At 63.4% G+C, this 19,304-nt stretch carries 16 protein-coding genes, 1 tRNA gene and 3 pseudogenes; 9 read left to right on the top strand and 11 right to left on the bottom strand.

Annotation, left to right across the window (positions count from 1 at the left end):
• The gene (locus QMK17_RS18540; protein ID WP_283510767.1) at window positions 1–174 is read right to left on the bottom strand and encodes a hypothetical protein; all 174 of its coding nucleotides are present in this window, start codon (window positions 172–174) and stop codon (window positions 1–3) included.
• Between the two features lie 266 nt (window positions 175–440).
• On the opposite strand from QMK17_RS18540, the gene QMK17_RS18545 reads away from it, so the two are divergent.
• Together QMK17_RS18545 and QMK17_RS18550 are read left to right on the top strand one after the other, a co-directional pair.
• A complete protein-coding gene (locus QMK17_RS18545) occupies window positions 441–2,081 on the top strand; it encodes an ABC transporter ATP-binding protein (RefSeq protein WP_283510785.1) in 1,641 nt (546 codons plus the stop codon).
• Window positions 2,078–3,859 carry an ABC transporter ATP-binding protein gene (locus tag QMK17_RS18550; RefSeq protein WP_283510768.1) on the top strand — a complete coding sequence of 594 codons (1,782 nt, stop codon included), beginning with the start codon at window positions 2,078–2,080 and terminating at the stop codon, window positions 3,857–3,859. Before QMK17_RS18545 ends, QMK17_RS18550 begins: the two co-directional genes overlap by 4 nt.
• Window positions 3,860–3,872: 13 nt before the next feature.
• Here the strand turns inward: QMK17_RS18550 and QMK17_RS18555 are convergent, their stop codons facing one another.
• Window positions 3,873–4,652, bottom strand: coding sequence for an NAD(P)H-dependent oxidoreductase (locus tag QMK17_RS18555; RefSeq protein WP_283510769.1), 780 nt, complete (start codon window positions 4,650–4,652; stop codon window positions 3,873–3,875).
• A gap of 70 nt (window positions 4,653–4,722) precedes the next feature.
• Here QMK17_RS18555 and QMK17_RS18560 point away from each other — a divergent pair, with 70 nt between their 5' ends.
• Window positions 4,723–5,682, top strand: a complete 960-nt coding sequence (locus tag QMK17_RS18560) for a GlxA family transcriptional regulator (protein ID WP_283510770.1) — start codon at window positions 4,723–4,725, stop codon at window positions 5,680–5,682.
• 81 nt (window positions 5,683–5,763) lie between these two features.
• Here the strand turns inward: QMK17_RS18560 and QMK17_RS18565 are convergent, their stop codons facing one another.
• Together QMK17_RS18565 and QMK17_RS18570 are read right to left on the bottom strand one after the other, a co-directional pair.
• Window positions 5,764–6,417, bottom strand: a complete 654-nt coding sequence (locus QMK17_RS18565) for a hypothetical protein (protein WP_283510771.1) — start codon at window positions 6,415–6,417, stop codon at window positions 5,764–5,766.
• Between the two features lie 18 nt (window positions 6,418–6,435).
• Window positions 6,436–6,963, bottom strand: a complete 528-nt coding sequence (locus QMK17_RS18570) for a general stress protein CsbD (RefSeq protein WP_283510772.1) — start codon at window positions 6,961–6,963, stop codon at window positions 6,436–6,438.
• A 137-nt stretch (window positions 6,964–7,100) separates the two neighbouring features.
• Here QMK17_RS18570 and QMK17_RS18575 point away from each other — a divergent pair, with 137 nt between their 5' ends.
• Together QMK17_RS18575 and QMK17_RS18580 are read left to right on the top strand one after the other, a co-directional pair.
• Window positions 7,101–7,910, top strand: coding sequence for an alpha/beta fold hydrolase (locus QMK17_RS18575; RefSeq protein ID WP_283510773.1), 810 nt, complete (start codon window positions 7,101–7,103; stop codon window positions 7,908–7,910).
• A 90-nt stretch (window positions 7,911–8,000) separates the two neighbouring features.
• A complete protein-coding gene (locus QMK17_RS18580) occupies window positions 8,001–8,255 on the top strand; it encodes an MbtH family protein (protein WP_115965245.1) in 255 nt (84 codons plus the stop codon).
• Here QMK17_RS18580 and QMK17_RS18585 read toward each other — a convergent pair.
• A complete protein-coding gene (locus QMK17_RS18585) occupies window positions 8,225–9,730 on the bottom strand; it encodes a threonine/serine ThrE exporter family protein (RefSeq protein ID WP_283510774.1) in 1,506 nt (501 codons plus the stop codon). The genes QMK17_RS18580 and QMK17_RS18585 overlap by 31 nt on opposite strands.
• Before the next feature lie 92 nt (window positions 9,731–9,822).
• On the opposite strand from QMK17_RS18585, the gene QMK17_RS18590 reads away from it, so the two are divergent.
• Both QMK17_RS18590 and QMK17_RS18595 read left to right on the top strand, forming a co-directional pair.
• Window positions 9,823–9,894: transfer RNA gene (locus QMK17_RS18590), tRNA-Thr, on the top strand.
• A gap of 325 nt (window positions 9,895–10,219) precedes the next feature.
• The gene (locus QMK17_RS18595; RefSeq protein ID WP_283510775.1) at window positions 10,220–10,879 is read left to right on the top strand and encodes a type IV toxin-antitoxin system AbiEi family antitoxin domain-containing protein; all 660 of its coding nucleotides are present in this window, start codon (window positions 10,220–10,222) and stop codon (window positions 10,877–10,879) included.
• Between the two features lie 54 nt (window positions 10,880–10,933).
• On the opposite strand, the gene QMK17_RS18600 is transcribed toward QMK17_RS18595, so the two are convergent.
• Complete coding sequence (locus QMK17_RS18600; protein ID WP_283510776.1) at window positions 10,934–11,644, bottom strand: IS6 family transposase; 711 nt, start codon at window positions 11,642–11,644, stop codon at window positions 10,934–10,936.
• 47 nt (window positions 11,645–11,691) lie between these two features.
• On the opposite strand from QMK17_RS18600, the gene QMK17_RS18605 reads away from it, so the two are divergent.
• Window positions 11,692–11,934, top strand: a complete 243-nt coding sequence (locus tag QMK17_RS18605; protein WP_283510777.1) for an alpha/beta fold hydrolase — start codon at window positions 11,692–11,694, stop codon at window positions 11,932–11,934.
• On the opposite strand, the gene QMK17_RS18610 is transcribed toward QMK17_RS18605, so the two are convergent.
• A complete protein-coding gene (locus QMK17_RS18610) occupies window positions 11,920–13,638 on the bottom strand; it encodes a helix-turn-helix domain-containing protein (RefSeq protein ID WP_283510786.1) in 1,719 nt (572 codons plus the stop codon). The two genes, QMK17_RS18605 and QMK17_RS18610, sit on opposite strands and share 15 nt — an antisense overlap.
• Before the next feature lie 70 nt (window positions 13,639–13,708).
• Between QMK17_RS18610 and QMK17_RS18615 the strand changes: the two genes are divergently transcribed.
• On the top strand, window positions 13,709–15,109 hold the full coding sequence (locus tag QMK17_RS18615; RefSeq protein WP_283510778.1) for an FAD-binding oxidoreductase: 1,401 nt from the start codon (window positions 13,709–13,711) through the stop codon (window positions 15,107–15,109).
• Window positions 15,110–15,157: 48 nt separating this feature from the next.
• On the opposite strand, the pseudogene QMK17_RS26515 reads toward QMK17_RS18615, so the two are convergent.
• From QMK17_RS26515 to QMK17_RS18635, 4 genes and pseudogenes are all read right to left on the bottom strand, one after another.
• A pseudogene (locus QMK17_RS26515) lies at window positions 15,158–15,634 on the bottom strand (hypothetical protein); the annotation flags it as partial.
• Between the two features lie 296 nt (window positions 15,635–15,930).
• Window positions 15,931–16,233: pseudogene (locus QMK17_RS18625) on the bottom strand (FAD-dependent oxidoreductase); the annotation flags it as partial.
• Window positions 16,230–17,504 (bottom strand): dihydrolipoamide acetyltransferase family protein, encoded by a 1,275-nt coding sequence (locus QMK17_RS18630; RefSeq protein WP_283510780.1) that lies wholly within the window; start codon window positions 17,502–17,504, stop codon window positions 16,230–16,232. The gene QMK17_RS18630 and the pseudogene QMK17_RS18625, both read right to left, overlap by 4 nt.
• A gap of 116 nt (window positions 17,505–17,620) precedes the next feature.
• Window positions 17,621–18,963: pseudogene (locus QMK17_RS18635) on the bottom strand (MFS transporter).
• Between the last annotated feature and the right edge of the window lie 341 nt (window positions 18,964–19,304).

Here is a 19,304-nt window from a genome sequence, read left to right on the forward strand (position 1 = left end):
TCAGTCGACCTTGGCAGTGGGTTCGATACCCAACATTGCCAAAAGCATGCGGCACTCGTCGGCGTCGGTCGCGTACGCGGCAACGACGCGTTGCGCCTGGCTTGCGGTTTCGTCGGCAAATGGGACGAGATTATCGTCGGCGAGGTCGTTGTCGGTGGTCGTCTTGGCGGCCATTGTTGTTCTCCGTCTTCAGATCGGCTGCTGCGGCGAGCGCTGATGTGCTCGCCTGCGGCACGACTCTATGAGAATTCGTCGCTCTCCCGCCACTTTCGGTGATTGGCAGTGTCTTCCCCCAGGTCTCCGCTGGAGGAATCTCGACAAACTGGAGGAATGGTTTAGGGTCGGCTAATGTCCTTTTCTCCTGCGGTTGGGCGACCGTGCCGACTACTCTGACCGGTAGTGCCATTCTTCGGCGCACCGTGATCCGTCAGCGCGCTCGGATGATCATCTCCTCGCTTTTCTTCTCCGTGCACCAGTTCTGCGAAACCATGGTTCCGGTGGCTATCGGACTCATCGTCGGGCGGGCGATCGACACCGGCGACGGGGGAGCAATGATTTTGTCCTTGCTCGGCCTTGTCGGGCTGTTCGTCGTCCTCTCCTACGCGTACCGATTCGGTGCCCGCATCATCGTTGTCGCCATCGAACGTGAGGCTCACATGATGCGCGTCGAGGTGGCCGCCCGTGTACTGCATCCGCGCGGGGTCAGGACCGATCTGGTCTCCGGCGAACTGCTGACGGTGTCGACGTCGGACGCGGAGAAGACGTCGTGGATTCTCGATGTCATCGCGCGCACGGTCGCGGCTGTCACGGCGACGGTGGTCAGTGCCGTCGCACTGCTGATCATCGACATACCTCTCGGGCTCGCCGTTCTGGTCGGTACGCCGGTGATCATGTATCTGCTGCAGAAGGCAGCGCCGCTTCTGACGCGGCGTGCATCGGATCAGCAGGCGAAAGTGGCGCGGGTGTCCGGCATGGCGACCGATCTCGTCAGTGGCGTTCGACCGTTGCGCGGCATCGGCGCCGAGCACGCGGCGTCGGATCGATTCCTGGTGTCGAGTCGAACTGCCCTGAACGCGACGATGAACATGGCCAAGGCCAACAGCGTCTACCTCGGCTTCTCGACGACTATTTCTGCGCTGTTGTCGGTCGGTATCGCCGGCGCTGCCGGGTTGTTCGCGTTGCAGGGCCGGATTTCGGTCGGTGAGCTGATCACCGTCGTCGGTCTCTCGCAGTTCGTCATCGAACCGCTGACGACGATGTCTCGCCTGCCGGGCGTCGCCGCTGTGGTTCGCGGTTCGGCCGATCGGTTGGCTCTCGTCCTCGGTGCAGATCACGTTCTGGCAGAAGGCGGTTCCGTATCGCCGACGGCCACCGACGTGGTGGCCACGGGAATTACCTACCGCTCGCTCGATGGACTGGATCTGTCGGCAGCACCCGGTGAGCTCCTCGGCGTGGCGGCGTTGCGCGCGCAGGACGGCGAAGCACTCGCTGCGGTGTTGTCTGGGCAGGTCGGAGCCGACGACTATCTCGGGAGCATCACTATCGGCGGTCTGGCCATTGGTGAACTCGGACTTCCCGAAGTGCGACGCACCGTCCTCGTCGAACCACACAACACCGACCTGTTCGCGGGCACCGTCCGGTCCAACGTCATCGCCGGACGAGAGCGCACCGATCGTGAACTCGACCGGATACTGTCTGCATCGGCGGCAACGGATGTCGTCGCAATGCACGAGAGCGGACTCGATCACGCCGTCACCGACCGCGGTGCGAGCATGTCCGGCGGGCAACGACAGCGAGTGGCTCTCGCTCGTGCGCTGGCTGTTTCGGCGCCCGTGTTGGTGCTGCACGACCCGACCACTGCGGTCGACGCTGTTACCGAACATGCCATTGCAGCAGGTATCAGGGAACTTCGGCATTCCGATGAGCTTGGCCAGACGACCGTGCTGATCACCACGAGTCCCGCTCTGCTCGCGGTGGCGCACCGGGTTCTGTTGATAGACAACGGGCACGTCGTTGCCGAAGGCACTCACCACGATCTCGCCACAGGCAATGCGCGCTACAAGGAGACGGTCCTGAGATGAGCGCTGTGACATCCACGCAATTGCTACCCATTGCAACCGGGAAACGATCGTGGGCCTATCTGGCCGAACAGGTGAAGGCCCGACGCGGACTCGGTCTGCTCACTCTCGCTATCAGTGCTGTCGCAGCGGCTATGTCGCTCGTTCCGGTGTATGTGTTCGGTGTTCTCGTCGACAGTGTCACCGACGGTGCACCCACCTCGACGATCATCTCGGTCGTCGTCATCATCACCGTCGCTGCGGTGGTCGGCGGCGTGTTCACCGCCCTGAGCTCGTACACGATCAGCAAGCTGGGCGAAACGATGCTGGCCGCGCTGCGAGAGCGGGTGCTCGCGCGTGCGCTCCACCTTCCGATCGATACGCTCGAACGAGTCGGCAAGGGCGACCTGCTCTCTCGCGTCGGTGACGATGTCGCCGTCATGGCGAAGTCGATCGGCGAAGTCATCCCCAATATCGTCTCGGCGCTGCTGCTGGTGTCGCTGAGTGTGGTTGCCATGCTGAGCCTCGATTGGCGCCTCGGACTCGCCGGGATGGTCGCGATCCCGATGTACGTGCTGGCTCTGCGCTGGTACCTGCCCAAATCTGCGCCGCTCTATGCCGCCGAGCGCGTCGCCATGGGGGAGAGATCGCAGGCACTCATCAGCAGCATGCAGGGTGCTCGGACCGTCCGGGCCTACGGACTCGAAACCGCGCACCTGGCCGAGATCGACACGGCGTCGGGCAAAGCGCGCGATATCGGCGTCGACGTGTTCCGCCTGTTCACTCGCTTCGGAGCGCGAAGCAACCGCGCCGAATGCGTCGGGCTGTCGGTGATTCTCGCGGCAGGCTTCCTGTTCGTGCAGGACGGCCACGTGACCGTCGGTCAGGTCACCGCCGCCGCGCTGCTGTTCCACCGGCTGTTCAATCCCATTGGCATGCTGATGTTCTCGTTCGACGATGTGCAGTCCGCCGGAGCTTCGCTCGCGCGTCTGGTCGGCGTCATCGACATTCCCGACGAGCGGGCACAGGGCTCCGGGGCGACGCCGGTCGACGGCACGCTCGAAGTGACCGGGCTTCGGCACTCGTACGAGTCCGGGCACGAGGTGCTGCACGGAATCGACCTGACCGTTGCGGCAGGTGAGAGTGTGGCACTCGTCGGTTCGACGGGCGCGGGCAAGTCGACGATCGCGGCCATCGCGGCCGGGTCGATCGACTCGACGTCGGGAACTGTGCACATCGGCGGCGTCTGTCTCGACGATCTCGGTGCCGAAGGTTTGCGACGCCACATCGCGATCGTCAGCCAGGAAGTCCACGTTTTCGCAGGTCCGCTGATCGACGATCTTCTTCTCGCGGCTCCGCATGCGCACCGCGCCGAGGTTCGGGCGGCTATCGCGACTGTCGGTGCCGAGAATTGGGTCGCTGCGCTGGCCGACGGCCTCGACACCGTAGTCGGCGAGGGCGGGCACGAGTTGACGTCCGCGCAGTCGCAGCAGCTCGCATTGGCGCGCTTGGTTCTTGCTGATCCCTTGGTGGCGGTGCTCGACGAGGCCACCGCCGAGGCCGGCAGCTCCGGCGCACGCGACCTCGAAACTGCGGCGGCAGCGGCTACCCGCGGCCGGAGCACTCTCATCGTGGCGCACCGGTTGACGCAGGCGGCCTCCGCCGACCGGGTTGTGGTTCTCGAGCACGGCAAGATCGTCGAGCAGGGGCCGCACGAGCAATTGGTCGCTGCCGGTGGGCGTTACGCGCAGTTGTGGTCGGCGTGGGAGAGTGCGGCTCCGCCGCCGGTGCGCGTTTCATGACACCAGCGTGTACCTAAACGCGCACGGGTGGCGCAGCCACGTGTACCCGCACCCCGGATCCCGAAGAATGTTCCTCGCGTAGGACGAACTTCTCGTCGTAATCACCGCCGTTCTGACGCCGAAACGGAATCGGATCGTCGGTGAACAGTGAGCCCAGGCGCCGCGTCAATTCCTTCACCGCTACTTCGTAGCCGGGTGGGGTGATGCGGTCGGCACTGGGAATCAATACCGGGTGAACGACGGACATGCCTGTGTACCAGAAGATCCCATGCTGGATCGGGAACAGCAGGTCGGCCAGAGCACCGTTGATCCCGCGCTCGGACACCGTGTGCTCGCTGCCGCCCGTGCTCGTGACGATCATGGCGCGCTTGCCTGCCATCCGTCCGTCGCCGTAGCGCATCGATCCGCCTGTTTCACTTCGGATTCCGTAGCCGAACCCCTCCACGAACACGCGATCGACCCAGCCCTTGAGGATCGCAGGCATGGAAAACCACCACAGCGGAAAGTGGAGTACCACTGCATCCGCCCAGTCGAGCTTGTCTTGTTCGGCGACGATGTCAGCGGCGAGCGTTCCCGTGTGGAGAGCTCTGCTCGACGCCGTCGCCACATAGAGTCGCTCGGCGTGATCGTGGGCATAGTCGTCGGCGCTGACCACAGGATTCCAGTTCATTCGGTACAGATCCGATTGGCGGACGGTGTGCCCCTCGCCGGTCAATGTTTCCACAGCAGCACTGCGAAGCGAAGCGTTCAACGAGCGCTGGTCGGGATGCGCAAATACCCACAGAATGTTCATCTCGCAAGCCTGTCAGCAGCATCGTGAAGGCAACAGTGGCCGAGTGGACAATATGTGAAAGAATCCGGCCATGGGTGCGCACAAGGTGGTCGTGTTCGTTCGCGACGGGCTTCTGGCGATGGAGTTCGGGTCGGTCCATCGACTGTTCGGGCAAGCGAGATCCGAGGATGGAGCGGCGCTGTACGACGTCGTCACCTGCACGACGACGCCAGGGCCGGTCAGAACGGACTCCGACGTGGACATTCACGTCACACGCGGACTCGACGCGCTCGCGGGCGCCGACACCGTGATCGTGCCCGCATCGGACCTCGACTACGGCCCGAACCCGCTCGCCGACAACGCGGTATTCGATCGCGTTCCAGAAGGTACGCGCATAGCCTCGATCTGTACGGGCGCTTTCGTACTCGCATCAGCTGGATTGCTCGACGGTCGACGCGCGACGACGCATTGGGCCTCGGCAGAGAAGTTCCGCGAGTTGTATCCGAGCGTCGATCTGGACCCGAACGTCCTCTACACGCACGACGGCAACATCCTGACGGCCGCGGGCGAGGCATCGGGAATCGATTTGTGCCTGTACATGATTCGCTCGGACTTCGGATCGACTGTTGCGAATCGCGTTGCCCGCGGGACGGTGGTGCCGCCCCACCGTAGTGGTGGGCAGGCACAGTACATCGATACCCCGGTGCCGAGGTCTGCCGCAGCATCGACCGCAGAAGCGCGGGCCTGGGCACTGGCAAATCTCGCAACACCCTTGACCCTCGACGTGCTGGCCGCGAAGCAATCCATGAGTGTGCGTACGTTCACTCGTAAATTTTCGGCAGAAGTGGGAATATCACCGTCGAAATGGATTGCCGGTCAACGTCTCCGCCGGGCACGTGAGCTACTCGAGAACACCGATCACTCGATCGAACGGGTGGCGGAAGACGCCGGGTTCGGCACGGCGACGTCGATGCGGCAGCAACTGATGTCCGAGATCGGGGTGTCGCCGAGTGCGTACCGCGCGACGTTCAGGGGTTTGCGGCACGAATGACCGCAGCGGCCCAACCTTTCTCGAAACCAACGGGACCCCGTCGGTTGCGAGAAAAGCTGAGCCACCAGCCCGCTGTCGAGATCAGTCCTTGTTTTTCTCCACCAGGAAGAGCTTCTCGATGCGCTCGGCTTCGGCCTTCTTGTCCTCCGCCTGCTCCTGGTGCTCGGCTGCATCGGCGAGTTCAGATTCTGCCGGTGCGGCCGCGGCTTTCTCGACCTTGCCGATCCGAGCCTTCTGCTTCGCCTCTGCCTCACGTGCGGATGCGGCGCGGGATGCCGCGAGGTCGTCGGCCTTCTTCTTGTCCGCAGCCGCCTTCTCGTCGGCCTGCTCGGCCGCCTGTGCCTTACGCTTGTCCGCCGTCGCGCGAGCGTCCTGAGCTGCTTGTTGCGCGGCGCTCTCGGCAGCGACCCGTTCGTTCTCCGCGGTCTCGCGAGCAGTCCGCAGCTTCGCGTCGGCTGCAGCCTCGGCTGCATCCGCCTGCGCCTCCAACTTCACGGCCCGCGCGAGGTCGTCGGCATGCTTCACCTGATCGGCGCCGCGTTGCGCGGTCTCGGAGTCACCGAGAATGCTTCCGACCTTCTTGTCGAGCGAGCCGACGGTGCGCTCGTACGCGAGTCGGGCCGGAGCTTCGGGGTCCAAGGTGTCGACCACCTTGGCTTCGAAGATTCCCAGAGGGATTCGGACGAGTTTGTACTGGAACTTTAAAATGGACAGTGGGATCTCGAGAACGTTCATGAAATGCATTGCTCCTGTTCAGGCGTTGCGGCGGATGCGTTCGGCTTCGGCGCGTGCCGCGTCGGCGTCCGATACGTCTTTGCTGTGTTCGACGACGGCTCCCAGTTCGTCTTTCGTGGCAGCAGCGACATCGGCCTGCCCTTCGGCCACAGCCTCGATCTGCTCGGCAGTCGCGTCGACCTCGGCATCGGTCACCGCTGCGTCGACTGTTCGGTCCTTGTTCTGCTCAGCCGCCACGCGCTGGGCCTGCTGGTCGCGCTTGGCCTCGTTCTCGGAGACCTTCGCGCTCTGTGCGGCGGCGTCCCGCTGAGCGTCCGCGGTGTTCTTCACCGCCGCCAGATCCTCGCCGGCCTCCGCGGCCTGGGCGTCGGCCGCAAGTGCTGTGGCTTTCGCTTCTTTGTTCTCGCGGGCCTGTGCGGCCTGCAACTGGCCTTCGGTGGTGAGCGAGTCGTTGCCCGTCAGCGCACCCGCAACCTCTTTGGCCTTGCCTTTTGCGGCGTCGAACAGGCCTTTTCTGGCTTCCTCTGATGCATTCTCATCGGTCATGTGCAGCACTCCTTGCGCAAAATTCGTTCGGCCTGCCGGACGGTCATGTGCCTGCCGAGGACTACCCCGTGGTGTGCGCTGGAAACCCGATCGGTCGTAAACTCATCGCGAGCAACTGCAAAAACAGAAGGAGCTACATGCCCATCGCGACCGTGAACGGGATCTCATTGAATTACCAGGTCAAGGGTTCTGGTGATCTGGTGATCCTCATCATGGGTACTGGCAGCCCCGGCCGAGTGTGGGAGCTGCACCAGGTTCCCGAGTTGGTCAAGGCCGGCTACCGCGTCTGCTATTTCGACAATCGGGGCATCGCGCCGTCGTCGGAAAGCGTGCACGGAATGACCATCGGCGACCTGGTTGCCGACACCGCCGGGCTCATCGAGCTGGTGCGCGAGGGTGATGAGAAGGCCTTCGTCGTCGGGACGTCGATGGGGTCGCGGGTAGCGCAGGAACTCGCGCTGCACAGGCCTGACCTGGTCCGCAAGGCCGTGTTCCTCGCCGGTCATGCCCGGCTCGACGAATTCCAGAAAACCCTCGGTGAAGGGGAGCGGGCGGTCGCCGACACCAAGACCGCGCTGCCTCCGAAGTACGCGGCTGCGATCACCGCTGCGATGAACCTGTCTCCGACAACGCTCGCCGACCCTCGGTCCGCGCGTGACTGGCTGGACCTGTTCGAATTCTCCGTTGCTCCGACATCGCCGGGCGTGCGCGCACAGCTCGGTATGGATGAGAACTTCGACCGCGGCGCTGCGTACGGAAAAATCGGGGTGCCGTGTCTGTCGATCGGTTTCGAGCACGACCGGATGATCCCGGCGTACCTGAGTGCCGAGCTCGCCAAAGCCATTCCCGACGCCCAGTACGTAGAGATTCCCGATGTCGGTCACTACGGTTATCTGGAGCGCCCCGAGGCGATCAACGAGGCAGTACTGGAGTTTCTGCGGAGCTGACGAACCCATGACGTATCGTGCGTTGCTAGGGTCTGGGGGGCACTTCGGACATGAAGACTGCCGATATATGTATGCGACGAGTGAGGCGAGATGAGTACCAATCCGTTCGATGACGAAGACGGCCGTTTCTTCGTGCTGGTCAACGACGAGGATCAGCATTCGCTGTGGCCGACGTTCTCCGACGTCCCGCAGGGCTGGCGCGTTGTATTCGGTGAAGACAGCCGCGGTGCTTGCTTGGAGTATGTCGAGAAGAACTGGACCGACATGCGCCCGCGCAGCCTCCGCGAAGCAATGGAGGCCGACGCAGCTGCACGTCAGTCCGCTGAGGGAACTCCCGAGGCCTGAGCTTTCTTCTTTTCGAGTTCCACCGGACCGCGTCGCCGACGAACAATCGGTCGGCGCGGTTCTTCTTTGCGCCGAAGTGTCGGGCGTAGCAGTTCTTCGGTACGCGCGAGTATGCGCGGCCTGCGCAGGGTGCGTGCTCCCCATTCACCGAGGGTGACGCCTGCCGCGATGCCGCAGCCGATGCCGAACGCCGCGAACAGCGAACTGATGCCGAGCAGCAGCTGATCGTTGAGCATTGCGTACAGGCCGAGATACAGCGACAGGCCCGGCAACAGCGGCGTGATGCCTGCAACGGCGACGATCAACGGCGGAATCAGCGCGCGACGAGCCATCAGGCCGCCGGCCAAACCGACTACGGTGGCCGCGAAGGCCGACGCGATGATCGGCCCGGTGTCGAGCGTCTGCACGATCAACGACACGAGCGAGCCCGCGAAGCCGCCCAGGAATGCTGCGGTGAGCGCGCGGCGCTCGGCGTAGCAGGCAAGCGCGTAGAAGAGCGCAGCCGCGGCACCGGCCAGTACTTTCGTCGGCACTTCGGTGATGTCCGGAGGTGCAGTGTTGGTGATCAACGGCAGGTTGCTGCCGAGGATCGAGGCGATCTTCAGTGACGTCGCGACGCCGGCGATGATGCCGCCGGTCATCATCAACACTTCGAAGAATCTTGCGACCGCGGTAATGGGAGCGCCGGTGATGGCGTCCTGCACCGAGCCGACGAGCGAGAGGCCTGAGAGCAACACCGTCACACCGGCAGCGATGACGAGTGACGGTGAGACGGACACGCCCAGCTGATCCTGAAAGTTGTAGAGCGTGATGGCCGGTGTCGCTGCCACGAAGCCGCCGACGACCTGCTGGAAGAAGAACGGAAGCCCCGCACGGTTGAGGATGCGGCCGATACGGTCGATCACCATCGTCGTCAGGAAGCTCACCACGGCAACGAGGACACCGCCGCCGAGCAGGACGCCGATCGACGCCGCCATCCCAGACCACGCGAACGTCGCGATCCAACGGTTGTACGGGTGAGGCGCGGTGGTGATGTTGTTCAGCGCCTCACGGGCGACGTCGGGGGTCAGCATCCTGGTACGGACGCTGCGGATCAATCGGTCGACCGCGGCGAGACGGGTGAAGTCCATCGAGCGGTAATGAACGATGCGCATCGTCGTCGACGGCGGGCGCGTCGGGCCGCGGTGGGCGCTCAGGGTGATCGAGTTGTACGTGACGTCGACATCGCAGCGCGCCAGACCGTAGGTAGCAGCGATGTACTGAACTTGAGTTGCGGTATCGATCGCCGACGTTCCCGAGGCCAACAGCACCTCACCGACACGGACCGCCAGATCGAGGACCTCGGCGACGACGGCATCGTCGCTGAGGTCGATCGGCCGCATCGGCGACGGCGCCGCCGTGGGGGTATCGATGGTTGCGCGACGGTCGCCGGTGAGCCGACCGAGAGAGGTTGTCAGGTCTTGCAGGAAAGTCATGTCCGTCTTTGCCGATAGCTGGGGTGATCCACCGACAAGGTACCTGCTTTGGCTGAGCGTCCGATCAACGGATACTATGGGCTCGCAAGTACGCCTCCTTAGCTCAGCGGTAGAGCACTCGCCTTGTAAGCGAGCGGTCAACGGTTCAATCCCGTTAGGAGGCTCGTCGAGAAGGCCCTGACCAGTGAAAATGGTTGGGGCCTCTTCTTTTTAGCCTGTTTCGGCCGCTCGTTTCCGGTGCGAGCCTGGTTCGTCCACCTGGGGTTGTGCGGTGTTCGTGAACTGTGGATTTGCCCGTAGACCGGCAGGATCGGGGGCTCGGTGTCACAGAATGTCACAACTCGTTGCCAACTCCGGTGAGCGTTCGTGTGGATGCAGGTGGATGCGCATGGCTTGGGCAGGTGGCGTCGGCGTTCGTTTGGGGTGTTGCGGTCAGTGTCGATTCTGTAGGCTTGAAGCCTACGTATCCGATACTTGACGGAGGTGTCCGTGACTTCGGGCGATGTTCGACGCCGTCAGACCGGGTTACCTCCCGAGTTTGCTCGTCTTCCGATGCGGATGGTGCGGGCCGCGACGGCGGCTGAGGTGTATGCGCACCCGCGGGCCGAGCTCGTGCGGCTGACGGACCTGGGTTTGCTGCATCGGGTGGCGACGGGCTTCTACGCGGCGGTGCCCGACAATCAGGTTGGGACGGGTTGGATGCCGGGCCTGGAGGCTGCAGCAGCCGGTATCGCGGTCGCTGCCTACGGTGTCGATGACGCAGTCGTGATGGGGGTGAGTGCGGCTCGGTTGCACGGTGTGATTCCGCGGGCGTTGGCGACGGCTGTGGTGGCGGTCCCGACGCGACATGACCCGATTCGGTTGGCGGATCGGCAGGCGGTGGTTCGGTTCGTCGTCCGCAATACCGCACGTCTGGATGCGGAACGCATCGACACCGAGTTGGGTGCCGTGTTGGTGGCGACGGCCGAGCAGTCGGTGTTGGATCTGATGAAGCGCCCGGGCCTCGGTGACGCTGAGGGTGAGGTGTGGCCGGCGGTGGAGCAGTTGTATCGCAAGTGCGATCCAGAGGTGTTGGCCGAGATCGCCGATGCTCAGAAGATGCGAACGACTCTGTCGCGGTGGCACTGTCACGTTAATCCAAAAACGTAGCCGCACAGCTAGTTTGGGACAGACTGCTACGGGACACCGCCGGGCCGTTCACTTTCAGGCGGCGACATCGGTCGCGGTGACTTCCTGCCAGACCGCGAAGCGGTCGGCCATCTCGGTACGCCATTCGGGCGCCGAGAGTCCGTGTCGGTTGGGCCGGAAATGCGGCGAGATGCCGCTGAACGCGGACAGGAATCGCTGCGCGTGCCCAGGTGAGGTGAAGCGTTTCATCGCCCGTTCGCGTTGTCGGGTCGGCTGATGGGAATTCTCAGCCCGGTTGTTCAAATACTTCGACCGACGATGCTCAACCGATCCCAGCAGCTCGCGGTGCGCGACCTGGTAGCTAGCGAGCTTGTCGGTGATGATCACCCGCGGCACATACTGCAAACCCTTGAGGATCTTACGGAAGAACTTCCTGGCCGCCAACGCGTTTCGGCGGGACTGGACCAGCACGTCGAGCACGTTTCCGTCCTGGTCGACCGCCCGCCATAGATAATGCAGTTTGCCGTTGATTTTGATGAAGACCTCATCGACGTACCACCTGTCACCGGGCCGCGCCCGCCGTCGGCGCAGTTGGTTGGCGTAGGCCTGCCCGAACTTGGCGCACCACCGCCGGATCGTCTCGTAGCTGACCACGACACCGCGTTCGAGCATGAGTTCCTCAACCTCACGAAAGCTGAGCGGGAACCGGAAGTACAACCACACGCAGTGGTTGATGATCTCGACCGGGTAGCGGTGGCCTTTGTACGACGGCGTTGGAGTGGTCACGCCATATTCTCCCAGTTTGCCGCGTTCAACAATGTGACAGTGTCCCGATGAAAGCCGTGCTGCAGGATCATGCGCTCGCTGATTGGCGGGAAGTGATTGTAGGAGCTGATGTTCCGATACTGATGCTCGCCGGCCGCGAGAGCCAATTCTGGCCGTACGCGCATTCGTTCACGGACAATCCCCACTCCCGATCCGTGGTGCTCGACAAGTGTGGCCATGCCGCGAACATGGACCGACCCAAGGAGTTCAACGCAGCACTGCTGGAATTTGCGAGGTCACTTCCCCAGTAGGTCGGCGCTCCGACGCAATCGCATCAGCACCTGCAGGTCGAGCGCCTTGTCGGGGTCTCGCCAGTCCTTGCCGATGAGGCGGTCGATCGCGTCGAGCCGTTGATACAGGGTATTGACGTGAACCCCCAGGCTCGACGCCGTCGCCGAATGATGACGGCCGTGCGCGAGATACACCGACAAAGTGTCCAGTAACGGAACTCCCCGCTTGTTCTGCTCGGCCATCAGCGGCCCCAGCTGCTCCTCGCTCAGTTCATCGAGGTGCTCACGTGCCAAGTGGCTCAACAGAATTCGGTAGATTCCAAGACCTCTCGCCGAAGATACATCCCCCACCCGGCCGAGGGTGGTCAGGACGTCGACGGTCTGCTGCGCTTCGAGGTAGGCCTTCGCCAGCGCCTCGGATCCGCGCGCAGGTTCAGAAATCCCCACGGTGCCCGAGAGGAACACCGAACGTGCCGCCGATGAATCACGGGCGGGAACCGCCACGAGGATCCTCGAACCGTGCTCGGCGACGACGGTACCGGCGGACGTCGGGATCGCCGCGCGTGTGCTCCCCAGAACGACCGCTATGCAATAGGACTTCTCAGAGGTGAGGCCGGCGAGCCGGAGCTGTCGACGCTCGTCGTCGGGTGTCGACGCCGGATGCGTCAGAAGATCGACGAGGAAAGCATCCTGAGCCCGGCGGGCGGCCTCCGATGCCGCGCGTTCCTCCGCCAGCGAGAGCGCGAGTGCCGGTGCAGCTCGGTCGAGCAGGAGGCGGGTCTCGGAATCGTCCCCGTAGGCAATCAGCGTTCCCAGGAATTGTCCGGCGGCGGCGACCCGGTGGCCGATAACGGTGTCACTTGCGGCGGTGTCACTTCCGGCGCGGCAACGCTGAACGACCGACGCGGCATCCTCATCGTCCGGGACGTCCTGAGCGTTCAGGAATCGAACCTTCTTGCCGGATAGGGTTGCGACCTCCCTGATCAGCCGCTGCACACCTCCCCCGCTCAGCACTACCTGCGTCAGGGTGCGGTCCCATTGCAGCGTCTTCTCGAGCTCCGCCGTTCTCGTCGACAGTTCAGCGTTGAGGGATTCGAGTCGCTCGATGGCACGAACGTTTTCGATGGCGACCGCCGCGTGCGCCGCCAGCGCGGACAGCAGCGCGATCTCACTCTCGGTGAAGTCCCGCTCCTGCCGTTTGCAGGCGAACAACGCGCCGATCACGCGTTCGCCCACCCTCAGTGGCACACCGAGCAGGCCGCGCATGTTCTCGGACCGGGCGGCACTGTCGGCACCAGTGATGTGGAGGAACGCCGGCTCGTTCTGATAGTCGTGCGTCCACGCCGGAGCCGAGCTGCGTATCACCAAACCGACCAGACCCTGGTCCCGCGCCAAACGGAGTCCCACCAACTGCGGGGTGAGCGCACCACTGGTCACCTCGATGACGAAATAGTTGCCGTAGGCCGAACCTATGTAGGCAAGGTCCACCCCGAGCAGCCTGCGCGCCTGGTCGACGACCTCCTGCAGCAGCGACCGGTCGTCGCGGACCGTGGTGAGCCGGACGGCGATGTCGTTGAGGGCAGCGAGTTCGGAGCTGCGCTGACGCCGCTGGTCGAGCTGCGCGCGCAGGCGGAGCGCGGCATGGGCGTCGTCGACGTCGTCGGGAACGCTGAGTCGATGCGCCTCGAGATCCTCGACCGAGGCCTCGTCGAGCAGCAACTGCATCCATGTTTTCCGGTCCACCATAGATGAAACCTACATTGGCGGAGACTCAGCTCACAGCTACAGTCGAGACATGCTCGTCGAAACCTCGCCTGTGGAAACCCCGCTCGTTGAAACGCTGTCGAAGGCACTCCCCGCGGACCGCATCGTGCTCGATCCGGACGTTATCGCGTCCTACCAGCACGACGAAGCCGAATGGGCGCCGTACGCGGCACCCGCCGCCGCGGTGCGCCCCCGCACCGCCGAGGAAGTCCAGGCCGTCGTCAGGGCATGTCTCGCCCACGGCGCGCCCGTCGTCACCCGCGGCGCCGGGACCGGGCTGTCCGGCGGCGCCAATGCCATCGAGGGATGCGTCGTACTCGCACTCGACGGCATGGACGCGATCAAAGAGATCGACCAGCTCGAGCGCTACGCCGTCGTCGAGCCGGGTGTCATCAACGACCACCTGCGGGCAGCGGTCGCCGAACAGGGCCTCTGGTACCCCCCGGATCCGGCCAGTGCACCGTGGTCCACCATCGGCGGCAACGTCGCCACCAACGCCGGAGGGCTGTGCTGCGTCAAATACGGCGTGACGCGCGACTACGTCATGGGCATGCAGATCGTCACCGGCACCGGCGAACTCGTCCGGCTCGGTCGCAAGACCGCCAAAGGTGTTGCCGGTTACGACCTTGCAGGCCTGATGGTCGGCTCCGAGGGAACTCTCGGCATCATCACCGAGATCACCCTCAAACTACGTCCGCTGCAGGATCCGCAGCGCACGATCGCCGGCTACTTCGACTCCATCGTCGACGCCGGGCGCGCTGTAGCTGCCGTCGCCGCCGCAGGATTGACCCCGTCGGCTTTGGAACTGATCGACAAGCAGTGCCTCATTGCAGTCGACGCCTGGAAAAACATGGGGCTCTCGGTCGAGGCGAACGTGGTACTGCTTGGCCGCATCGACACACCGGGCCTCATCGGCGATCAGGAATCCGAGAAGATGCTGACGTGCTTCGACGAGGCAGGCGCAACGTGGTCCGCGGTATCGACCGATCAAGAGGAAGCCGACGCGCTGTTCTCTGCTCGTAGGCTGGCTTACCCCGCGATGGAACGACTCGGACCGGTATTGACCGAGGACGTGTGCGTACCGAAAAAGCATGTGCCCGAGATGCTGTCGCGCATCGAACAGATCGGGATCAAGTACGACACCACCATCGCGAACATCGCGCACGCCGGCGACGGCAACCTGCATCCGCTGCTGATCACCCCACACGACGACCTTCAGGCTCGAACACGCGCGCAGGCAGCGTTTGCGGAGATCATCGATGCGGCACTCGAACTCGGTGGCACAGTGACCGGCGAACACGGCGTCGGGCTGCTCAAGATGGACGGTTTGGCGCAGGAGTTGGACCCGGTAGTGCTGGACATGCACCGCTCGGTGAAGAACGCCCTCGATCCCCACGGCATCCTGAACCCGGGCAAGGTCTTCCAGCTCTAGCCGCTCCGCTCCGCTCCAGAGAGCCGAGGTCGCACCGCCCTTGGGGCACTAGTGGTCCGTTTGTGAATTGATCTGGTTGAGAGTGTCTCGTCCGCGTCGGACTTTCGCGATGATGTCGTCGGCGTGCGCCTTCCAGACGAACAGTGTGGGGTTGGTGTTCCAGTGGCCAGGCCCAGGTGGTGATGGCGTCGGTGAGGTCGGCGACACTGCTGAAGGTTCCGCGGCGCAGTCGTTTGTCGGTGAGTTCGTTGAACCAGCGTTCGATCAGGTTGAGCCAGGAACTCGAGGTCGGTGTGAAGTGCAGGTGCGAGCGGCGACGATGTTCATCGCGGCGAACAGGTCGATTGTGCCGTTGCGCTTGTAGTCGTGCGTCATCGTCCCGGCGCGACCCTTTTTCATCGGCAGCGACGGTTGAGTACGGTCCAGTGCTTGACACTGCGTTTTCGCCCCAGCAAGCGGGAGGTGCCCCCAGTCGAAGGAGAAGACCACTGCCCGCGCAGGCGGATTGAGGTACACCCCTACTACGCCGGCGAGTTTCTCCTCGAACAGTGGGTCGTTGCTGGCCTTGGATGTGTCCACTCGCCAGGGTTTCAGTCCGTGGTCGGCCAAGTTCTTGGCTACGGAGTCTCTCCCGATGGACATCCGTGCGGCCATCGTGCAGGTGGTCCAGTGGGTGGGGACCCATCAGCAGGTCGCTCTGTGTGGGTGAGGTGAACCACTTCCTCCACGGTTCCCGACACCAGGCCCGGTTTGCGGCCACGACCCTTGGCGATGACCCCTACACCGTCGATTCCTTTGTCCACGAATCTTTACCGCCAGCGTCGCACCCCCTTGTAGAGCTTGGCGACGACGCCGTCCTTGTAGGCATGGACACACGCCATGTCGACGCCGTCGAACGAAGCTTTGATTCCGACCGACGCACTCTCGCGGGCGGTATCGGCTACCTCGGCGGCGTGGAGCAGCGCCTTGGTCGGGATGCAGCCGCGGGGGAGGCAGGTGCCGCCGACCTTGTCCTTCTCGATCAGCGTGACGGACAGTCCTAGCTGAGCAGCACGGAACGCCGCGGCATATCCGCCCGATCCCCCGCCGAGGATTACGACATCAGTAATGACAGCGTCACTTATGACAGAGCCACCAGGTTCAGCGGATCGGACAGCAACGACGCGATGTCGGCCAGGAAACGCGAACCCTGCTCGCCTTCGACGAGACGATGATCGAACGAGAGGCTCAAAGTCGTCATCGACCGCAGAGCAATCTCACCCTCGAACTCCCAGGGCTGACGGCGAATCGCACCGAAGCACACGATCGCAGCCTCACCCGGGTTGAGAATCGGGGTTCCTGAATCCACGCCGAACACGCCGACATTGGTGATGGTGATGGTGCCGTCGGCGAGATCCGCCGGCCCTGTCTTGCCTTCCTTGGCCGTCGCCGTCAGATCCACGAGCGACTGCGCCAGATCCTTCAGGCCGAGCTTGTGCGCATCCTTGATGTTCGGCACCATCAAACCGCGCGGCGTTGCCGCAGCGATTCCGAGGTTGACGTATCCCTTGGTGACGATCTCCTGATTCTGCTCGTCCCAGTCCGAGTTGAGGCTCGGGTTGGAACGCAGCGCAACCATCAGGGCCTTCGCAACCAATGCAAGGGGCGTCAGGCGAATATCGCGGAAGTGCTTGGTAGCCCGGAGCTTTTCGAGCGGCTCGACCGTCAGTGTCACGTCGACGGTGACGAACTCCGTGACGTGCGGGGCGGTGAAAGCGCTCGACACCATCGCGGCGGCGGTGTGCTTGCGCACTCCCTTGATCGGCGTGCGATTCTCGTTCTTTCCCGAAGCGGGGCCGGCGTCCTGAACTACCGGCGCTTCTTCACGGGACATGTACGACGCGATGTCGTCGCGCGTGATTTCTCCGTGCGTCCCGGTAGCGGTCACGTCGGCTAGATCGATGCCCTCCTGCTGGGCAACGAACCGAACCGGCGGGGATGCCAGAGGCTTGTTCGACGCGGACTTCGACTGTTCGGACTTCACCGGCTCGGATACGTCGGTTCGCCGACTACCTCGACGACTCTTCCCCTCTCCTGCAACGCCATAGCCGACGAGGACCGGCACACGCTCTTTTGCCTGCTCGGGGTCCTTCAACGGCGCCTCCACCGGAGCCTCAGTACCGTCGGAGATGTCGATGATGGCGGTGCCGACGTCGACCGTCGTACCCTCTTCTGCCCGAGGCGCGGTTACGACACCGGCGTACGGCGACGGCAGTTCGACCGAGGCCTTGGCGGTCTCGACCTCGGCGATCACCTGGTTCAACTCGATGGTGTCACCGACCTCGACGAGCCAGCTGATCAGTTCGGCCTCGGTAAGCCCTTCCCCGAGGTCGGGGAGCAGGAAGCTCTTCGTCATCTGCAATGTTCCTATCGAAGGTTGAGGGAACCAATAATCGTCAGATCGCTCAATAGGTGTGTTTCGAACTGAGCATGATGCACGAAATTGCCCGACTCAATCCTGCTTGTTTGCGCTCAATGACTAAGTACGGAGTCCTCATCGGGGACCTGCCGGACTCCGACCCGACTACGCAGCAGGATGATCAATACGACGGCCATCAACATCACTCCGCCGACCACCCACAGTCCCGCTTTCGCGTTACCCGTCGCGTCGAATAGCCATCCCGTGACGTAGGGCGCGCCGAATCCTGACAGGTTGCCCACAGAGTTGATGATTGCGATGCCCGCCGCGGCGCCCGCACACGTCAGGAACGTGCTCGGGAGATACCAGAAGACTGGCAGAGCACAAAAGACGCCGACCGCGTTGACCGTGACCGCGAGCATCGTGGTGAAGGGCGAGTCCATGTAGAGCGCAAACGGGATGGAGACCGCACCGATCAGCGTCGGGATGGCCACGTGCCAGGTGCGTTCGCCGGTTCCGTCCGAGTGCCGGCTCCACAGAACCATGGCCACGGCACCGACGGCGAACGGGACCGCGACGATGAGACCGGTTGTGACGAGTGAGAAGTCGGTGTCGAACGTCTTCTTGAAGCCGGCAACGATGGTCGGCAGGAAGAAGCTGAGCGAGTACAGGCCGTACGTGATGCCGAAGTACACCAGACCGAGCATCCAGACCCGCGCATCGGTGAGTGCACGCTTGACCGAGCCGGAGATGTGTGAGCCCTTCTCCGAGTCCTCCGATTCGAGTTCGTTGGTCAGCCATGCTTTTTCGTCGTCGGCAAGCCAGTTCGCCTGCGAGGGGCGATCGGTGAGATAGAACCAGGTCACGACGGCCAACAACACGGCAGGGATGCCCTCAGACAGGAACATCACGCGCCAGCCCGACAGGCCGAACAGTCCGTCCCAGTACTGGATAATCGCGCTGGAGAGCGGCGCACCGAACGCCGAGGACACCGGAAGCGCCAGCAGGAACAAGCCCATCAGCCGGACACGGTAGGCCCGCGGGAACCACATCGTCATATAGAGCAGCACGCCGGGGAAAAAGCCTGCCTCGGCAATACCGAGCAGAATGCGCATCCCGTAAAGCCACTCTGCGGTGGGCACGAATGCCATGCGGACGCAACGACTCCCCACGTCAGCATGATTCTGGCGATCCAGCGGCGGGCGCCGAACTTGTGCAGCGCCAGGTTGCTGGGCACCTCGAACACGAGGTAGCCGATGAAGAAGAGTCCCGACGCGAGGCCGAACATTGTCTCGTTCAGCCCCAGCTCGTCGCTCATCGTGAGCTTGGCGAGGCCGATGTTGGTGCGGTCTAGGTAGTTGACGAAATACGCCAGCCCGAGGAACGGAATGATGCGTAAGGCGACCTTTTTGACCACCCGTGATTCGATCTCGGGCTTCATCGTTTCTGCTGGCATGTGCGGCTCGGCTCTCGTCGGCGAAAGTGACGTGGACCACGTTATGGGGCAGTTGCGCGCACTGCTATGGAGGAACCGTCCACCTGAACTGAGAATTTGGGTGCGCTTGATCCAGTTGATGCATTTCGCAATTTGTTAGTAGTCACTACGACCACTAAACCTCGATCCATGGACTGAGGTGGAGTCGGCGGTCGATGTTCGATAAATTGGCTGAGTGAACCGCACCGGGTTGTCCGGAGGCTTCACTTCTTAGGAGAATGAAGCCATGGCACGACCGGCAAGCAACTACCCCACCGAGCTGCGTGAACGCGCTGTCGGCATGTTCACCGAGATCCGCAAGG

Source organism: Rhodococcus sp. G-MC3, assembly GCF_030063335.1.
GTDB lineage: Bacteria > Actinomycetota > Actinomycetes > Mycobacteriales > Mycobacteriaceae > Rhodococcoides.